Annotated in this window: 7 protein-coding genes and 1 pseudogene; 6 read left to right on the top strand and 2 right to left on the bottom strand. The window is 61.8% G+C overall.

All coding sequences use genetic code 11. From position 1 onward, the window contains the following. Together E5W87_RS29445 and E5W87_RS29450 are read right to left on the bottom strand one after the other, a co-directional pair. The coding region (locus tag E5W87_RS29445; protein WP_292405593.1) for a DEAD/DEAH box helicase at positions 1 to 627 on the bottom strand (627 nt) is incomplete at its 3' end. Between the two features lie 94 nt (positions 628 to 721). Beyond that, positions 722 to 1,612: a DMT family transporter gene (locus tag E5W87_RS29450; protein WP_292405596.1), complete on the bottom strand. Its 891-nt coding sequence runs from the start codon at positions 1,610 to 1,612 to the stop codon at positions 722 to 724. Between the two features lie 28 nt (positions 1,613 to 1,640). Between E5W87_RS29450 and E5W87_RS29455 the strand changes: the two are divergent. From E5W87_RS29455 to E5W87_RS29480, 6 genes and pseudogenes are all read left to right on the top strand, one after another. Beyond that, positions 1,641 to 2,329, top strand: a pseudogene (locus tag E5W87_RS29455) (PIG-L deacetylase family protein). Between the two features lie 243 nt (positions 2,330 to 2,572). Next, a complete protein-coding gene (locus tag E5W87_RS29460; RefSeq protein WP_292405599.1) occupies positions 2,573 to 3,904 on the top strand; it encodes an extracellular solute-binding protein in 1,332 nt (443 codons plus the stop codon). Between the two features lie 216 nt (positions 3,905 to 4,120). Beyond that, positions 4,121 to 5,068: a carbohydrate ABC transporter permease gene (locus E5W87_RS29465; RefSeq protein ID WP_292405625.1), complete on the top strand. Its 948-nt coding sequence runs from the start codon at positions 4,121 to 4,123 to the stop codon at positions 5,066 to 5,068. Further along, positions 5,065 to 6,015 (top strand): carbohydrate ABC transporter permease, encoded by a 951-nt coding sequence (locus E5W87_RS29470; RefSeq protein WP_095484294.1) that lies wholly within the window; start codon positions 5,065 to 5,067, stop codon positions 6,013 to 6,015. Before E5W87_RS29465 ends, E5W87_RS29470 begins: the two co-directional genes overlap by 4 nt. Then, positions 6,012 to 6,218, top strand: coding sequence for a hypothetical protein (locus tag E5W87_RS29475; RefSeq protein ID WP_292405603.1), 207 nt, complete (start codon positions 6,012 to 6,014; stop codon positions 6,216 to 6,218). Before E5W87_RS29470 ends, E5W87_RS29475 begins: the two co-directional genes overlap by 4 nt. 3 nt (positions 6,219 to 6,221) lie before the next feature. Continuing rightward, positions 6,222 to 6,695: ABC transporter ATP-binding protein (locus E5W87_RS29480; protein WP_292405607.1), on the top strand; the 474-nt coding region annotated here is incomplete at its 3' end.

The raw sequence follows: 6,695 nt of genomic DNA on the forward strand, positions 1-6,695 counted from the left end.
CGCCTTGGCCATGGCGTCTTCGATGGCGATGCCGGCCGGCCGCTCGTCGTAGCGCACGTCGACGGGAAAGGCGCGGCCTTCGCTCTCGATCACCGGAGCGCCGGAAAGCAGCCGCGCGACACGCGCACCGTCGAGCGTCGCCGACATCACCAGCAACCGCAGATCGGGCCTCAGCGCACCATGCACGTCGAGCGCCAGCGCCAGCCCGAAATCGCCGTCGAGCGAGCGCTCGTGGAATTCGTCGAAGAATACCGCCGAGACACCGGGCAGTTCCGGATCGTCGAGGATCATGCGGGACAGCACGCCTTCGGTGACGACAAGGATCTTTGTCCTTGCCGAGGTCCGGTTCTCCATGCGCATGGCATAGCCGACCGTCTCGCCGGGCTCCTCGCCGAGCAGTTCGGCCATTCGGCGGGCAGCGGCGCGGGCAGCGAGCCGGCGCGGCTCGAGCAGAATGATCTTTCCCGTTCCGAGCCACAGCGCGTCGAGCAGCGCCAGCGGCACCAGCGTCGTTTTGCCGGCGCCGGGCGGCGCCACTAGCACGGCGCTGTTGCCATGGCCGAGCGCCTCGTTGAGCGCCGGCAGCACGGCGGAGACCGGGAGCTCCGGCAAGGGTTTTCTAGTCATCGTCCCACGGACGTACTCATCCAATCGCGGCAGGTCCGCAGCGTCGGCATATCAGCGGTGGCGGTCGCCGCGCAACCGACGGCAGCGGGCCAGTTCAAAGCCGGGTTCGCGAAAATGGGTTCCAACGCACCGTGCCCAACCTCGCCTCCTCGCGCACCATCGTCAAAAGGCCGGAGCCACCGACGATGGCGAGACCGACAAGCGACAGGAAATCGGGATATTCCTGGAAGAACAGCGCGCCCAGGATGACCGCCCAGACGATCTGCGAATAATGCGTCGGTGCGATCCGGCTGGCTGGCGCGTATTTGACGGCCATAAGCTGAAGCAATTGTCCGCAAGAGGTGAACGCACCCGACAGCACCAGCCAGGTCAGCTGCCTTGCGTCCGGAAGCGTGAATGACGTGGCCGCGGCACCGATGCCGTTGAAGAACAGGCCGTAGCCAATCAGCACGCCGAGCATCGTCGTGCGTTTCTCCTTCGCGACGAGCGAACGCATCAGGATGACACTGGCGGCGGCGAGGAAAGCAACGCCGAACGCAGCGAGGTGACCGAGATGCATCTCGCGAAAGCCCGGCCGCACCACCAGCATGACGCCGGCAAAGCCGGCGACCACCGCCAGCCATCGCCACGGGCCGACCTTCTCCTTGAGGATGAGGGTGGAAAGGATGGTGACGCAGAGCGGCGCCAGGAAAATCAGCGCATAGGCTTCCGCCAGCGGGATGGTGGTGAAGGCATAGACGCTGAGCACGCCGGACGCGATGCCTGCCCAGGCGCGGGCCTGAACCGCCCAAGGCCGCTTCGTGCGCCAGAAATCACGCCAGCGTTCGCCGTTCGGCCGGGTGAAGAGAAGAAAGAAGCCGGCAAACAATGACGAGAAGAACCCGATCTCGAACACTGTGAACTGGCCGCCCAGGCTTTTGACAAGGGCATCGTTGAATGAATAGCTTGCATAGGCGATCAGGGCGAGCAGAATTCCGTTCGTCACGTTTTTCCAGTTCCAGGGAGAGGGCAGAGTGAAGATACTGGCGCTCGGTGCGCATCCGGACGACATCGAGATCTTCATGTTCGGTACGATGGCCGCCTATGCCGCACAAGGCGCAGAGCTGGTTTTTGCGATAGCCACGGATGGCGCCAAGGGTGGGAAGGGCGATCCGGAATCACTCGCTGGCGCCCGCCGCGAAGAAGCGGCTGTGGCGGCGGACCTGCTTGGCGCAACACCGCACTTCCTCGACTTTCCGGACGGCGCGCTGGTTGCCGACACCGCCCTGATCGCAGCGCTGAAGGCGCTGATCGGCGAGGTGAAGCCGGATCTGGCGATCACCCATGCGCCGAACGACTATCACGGCGACCACCGCGCGCTGTCGGACGGCGTGCGCATCGCGGCGTCTTTCGCTGTGCCGGTGCTGCATGCCGATACGCTCGGCGGTACCGGTTTTTCGCCGACGCATTATGTCGACATATCAGGGCATTTCGATCTCAACGCGATGGCGATCCGGGCGCATCAGTCGCAGGATCCCGAACGTTTCGTCGAGGCGGCGCGCACGCAGAACGCATTTCGCGCCGGCCAGTGCAATGGCGCGGCCGGTTCCTTCGCCGAGGCCTTCCGCTTCGAACCCGTCTTTCCCTTCGCCGACATACGCGCTCTGCTGCCCCCGCCCCGGCGCTCCGGCCGGTGACGGTGAGCACCAGAACGGTCAAATGAGCCGGCACCCGGCGCGCCAAACAACCTGACAGAAGCCGCCTTTCCCGAACCAGCGCCCGGAGCCGACGCGCCATGCTGCGGTGCAGCGACGAATTCGCTTGCCTTGTTTAGTAAAAATTGCATTACTAAACAAATTACTAAACATCTGGCGCGTAATCGCGCCGTCATGTTTAGGCCCCTGAGGAGGGGGGTTGAGGTTTTTGAAACCGTCATCCGGGCGCGTTTCGCAAATGGGAGGAAGGCATGAAATCGACCTTGAAACTGACGTTGGGACTGACCTCGGCGATGTTTGCGTCGACAGCCGTTTCAAACGTCGCGCATGCGGAAGATCTGACACTTTGCTGGGCAGCCTGGGATCCGGCGAACGCGCTTGTGGAACTGTCCAAGGATTTCACCAAGGAATCCGGCATCGGCATGAAATTCGAGTTCGTGCCGTGGACCAACTATGCCGATCGCTTCCTCAACGAATTGAATTCCAAGGGCAAGCTGTGCGACCTGATCATCGGTGATAGCCAGTGGATCGGCGGCTCCGCCGAGAACGGTCACTACGTCAAGCTGAACGACTTCTTCGACAAGGAGAAGATCAGCATGGACGACTTCGTGCCGGCCACGGTCGTCGGCTATTCGGAATGGCCGAAGAACACGCCGAACTATTGGGCGCTGCCTGCCATGGGCGACGTGGTCGGCTGGACCTATCGCAAGGACTGGTTCTCCAAGCCGGAACTGCAGAAGGAATTCAAAGAGAAATACGGCTGGGATCTCGCAGCGCCGACGACCTTCGACCAGTTGAAGCAGATCGCCGAGTTCTTCCAGAAGCGCGAGATCGACGGCAAGACCGTCTATGGCGCATCGATCTATACCGAGCGCGGCTCCGAAGGCATCACCATGGGAGCCATGGACGTGCTCTACAGCTTCGGCTTCAAATACGAGAATCCCGACAAGCCCTACGAGATGGACGGCTTCGTCAACTCCGAGAAGTCGGTGAAGGGTCTGGAGTTCTACAAGGCGCTCTACGACTGCTGCACGCCTCCCGGGGCCTCGAACAGCTACATGGGCGAAGGCGTCGATGCCTTCAAGTCCGGCCAAGTGGCGATGCACATGAACTTCGCCTTTACCTGGCCGGGCCTGCAGAAGGACGAGAATGTCGGCGGCGACAAGATTGGCTATTTCGCCAATCCCAAGGGTCCCGACGGCGATCAATTCGCCCAGCTTGGCGGCCAAGGCATCTCGGTGGTCTCTTACTCGGACAAGCAGGAGGCCGCGCTCAAATACATCAAGTGGTTCGCCAATAAGGACGTGCAGGCCAAATGGTGGTCGCTCGGCGGCTATTCCTGCCTCAACGCGGTCGTAAAAGACCCGGGCTTCCCGGCCAGCCAGCCTTACGCGCAGACCTTCCTCGACTCCATGGCCATCGTGAAGGATTTCTGGGCTGAGCCCAGCTATGCGCCGCTGCTGCAGGCGTCGCAGAAGCGCTTCCACGATTATGTCGTGGCTGGCCAGGGTTCGGCCAAGGATGCGCTCGACGGCCTGGTCAAGGACTGGACCGAGGTCTTCCAGGACGATGGCAAGATGTAATCGGCTCCTCCCGAGCCACGACCCCAGAGCCGGATGATTTCGGAAGACCCGAAATCATCCGGCCCCGGACCAAGAGCGAGTGAGCATGATGTCGTCCGAAAACCGCTTAACACTTTTCGGCATCATGCTCTGGTCCCGTGCCGCCCTTGGCACGGGACACAGTTCAGATAAATTCCATTGTCGAGACGACTTAAAGTGACCGAAGCGGGACTGACCATGCTCAATCGGACTGCGGACAGCGTTGCCCGGGCCACGCCTGAGCCGTTGGCCCGCAAAGTCCGGGGCATCAGTGACAAGGGCCTTGCCTGGCTGTTCATCTCGCCGACGATCCTTTTGCTGCTCGCCATCAACATCTTCCCGCTGTTCTGGGCGATCTATCTTTCCTTCACCAATTACCGCGCCAATCGCCCCAACGAGATCGTCAAAAATGTCGGCCTTGCCAATTACCGACGCATCCTCGGCGACCAGGACATCTGGATCGCCATGCAAACGACGGCGCATTTCGTGTTCTGGACCATCCTGCTGCAGACGCTGATCGGCTTCACGCTGGCCTGGCTGATCGACCGGAAGTTTCGCGGTCACGCCTTCTGGACGACCATCATTCTCGTGCCGATGATGCTGTCGCCGGCCGTGGTCGGCAATTTCTGGCGCTTCCTCTACGAGCCGCAGATCGGCCTGTTCGCCTATGCCGTCTCGTTCGTCACCGGAATTCCGGCAACGGAGATCGGCATGCTCTCCAACGTCTCGCTGGCGCCGTGGTCGATCGTCATCGTCGACACCTGGATGTGGACGCCCTACGTGATGCTGATCTGCCTCGCCGGGCTGCGTTCGATCCCCGAATACATCTATGAGGCGGCGGAGGTCGACCGCGCCTCCAACTGGCGGCAGTTCTGGTCGATCACGCTGCCGATGGCGCTGCCCTTCATCATGCTGGCGGTGCTGTTCCGCGGCATCGAGAACTTCAAGATGTTCGACATGGTCAACCTGCTTACCGGCGGCGGACCGGGATCGACCACCGAGGTCGCCTCGATCACGCTGAAGCGGCAGGCCTTCGAAAGCTGGCGGACGGGCTATTCCTCGGCCTTCGCCATCATCCTGTTCGTCGCGGTGTTCGGCCTCGCCAACATCTACGTCAAGGCGCTCAACAAGGTGAAGCAGAGATGAGCCTGACGTCAGCCCATTCGGTCGTCGCACCATCGGCCACGTCGAAGCGCGTCGCCGGCACGATCATCGTGCTCTACGCGCTGATCTCGATCGTGCCGCTGCTGTGGATCTTCGCCACCAGCTTCAAGACGCCGCCGGATTCGATTGCCTATCCGCCGAAGATCCTGTTCCAGCCGAGCCTCGAAGGCTATTGCAATCTGTTCACGACGCGCACAAGGCAGACGCCGGAATACATCAACTCGCTTGGACCGGCGACCGGCTTCTGCGACGAGACCACGCGCAAGCGCAACATGGTGATCGCCGGTCCGTCCAATTTCATGCCGCGCTTCGTCAATTCGCTGATCATCGCCTTCGGTTCGACCTTTTGCGCGGTGTTCCTCGGCACGTTGTCGGCCTATGGCTTCTCGCGCTTCAAGGTGCCGCTGGCCGACGACCTTCTGTTCTTCATCCTGTCGACGCGGATGATGCCGCCGATCGCGGTCGCCATTCCCATCTACCTGATGTATCGCGAGCTTGGCCTGTCGGACACCGCGCTCGGCATGATCCTGCTCTATACGGCGGTCAATGTGTCGCTTGCGGTATGGCTGCTGAAGGGCTTCATCGACGAAATCCCGCGTGAGTACGAAGAAGCGGCGATGATCGACGGTTATACGCGGCTGCAGGCCTTCTGGCGCACCGTGCTGCCGCAGGCGACCACCGGCATTGCCGCGACCGCCATCTTCTGCCTGATCTTTGCCTGGAACGAATATGCGTTCGCCGCCCTGCTGACTTCGGGCACGGCGCAGACCGCACCGCCCTTCATCCCCACCATCATTGGCGAAGGCGGCCAGGACTGGCCGGCGGTCGCTGCTGGCACGACAATCTTTCTGGTGCCGATCCTGGTCTTCACCATCCTGCTTCGCAAGCAATTGCTGCGTGGCATCACCTTCGGCGCGGTGCGCAAATGAGCATGACCCAACCCGCAAAACGCAAGTCGCGCTGGCCGGCATGGGCCAGGCGCGGACTGATGGAGAACATCGCCACTGTAATCATCGCCATTGGCTTCCTGATGCTGTTCCAGCCCTTCGCGCTGGCGCTCTACACCTATTCCTTCATCACCATGCTGGCCGGCACGGCGATGTTCATCATCGTCTCGAAGTTTCCGGAGTAGACGATGGCAGAGATCAAGGTCGAGCATCTGAGAAAGGCATTCGGCGATTTCGTCGCCGTGCAGGATTCCAACTTCGTCGTCGGGAATGGCGAGTTCTTCGTCATGCTGGGGCCGTCGGGCTGCGGCAAGACGACGACGCTGCGCATGATCGCCGGGCTCGAACTACCGACCGGCGGCAAGATCCTGCTTGGCGGCGAGGACGTCACCATGCGACGTGCCCGAGAGCGCGACATCGCCTTCGTTTTCCAGCTGTTCGCGCTCTATCCGCACATGAATGTGCGCAAGAACATTGGCTTCCCGCTCTTGGCGCAAGGCATGCCCAACGTCGAAATCCGCAAGCGTGTCGAAGAGACGGCAAAGCTGTTGCGCATCGACCATCTGCTCAACAAGTCCGTCTCCGGTCTCGCCGGCGGCGATCGCCAGCGCGTTGCGCTCGGCCGCGCCATCGTGCGGCGGCCAAAATGCTTCCTGATGGAC

The sequence above is a fragment of the Mesorhizobium sp. genome, from assembly GCF_004962925.1.
Classification (GTDB): domain Bacteria; phylum Pseudomonadota; class Alphaproteobacteria; order Rhizobiales; family Rhizobiaceae; genus Mesorhizobium.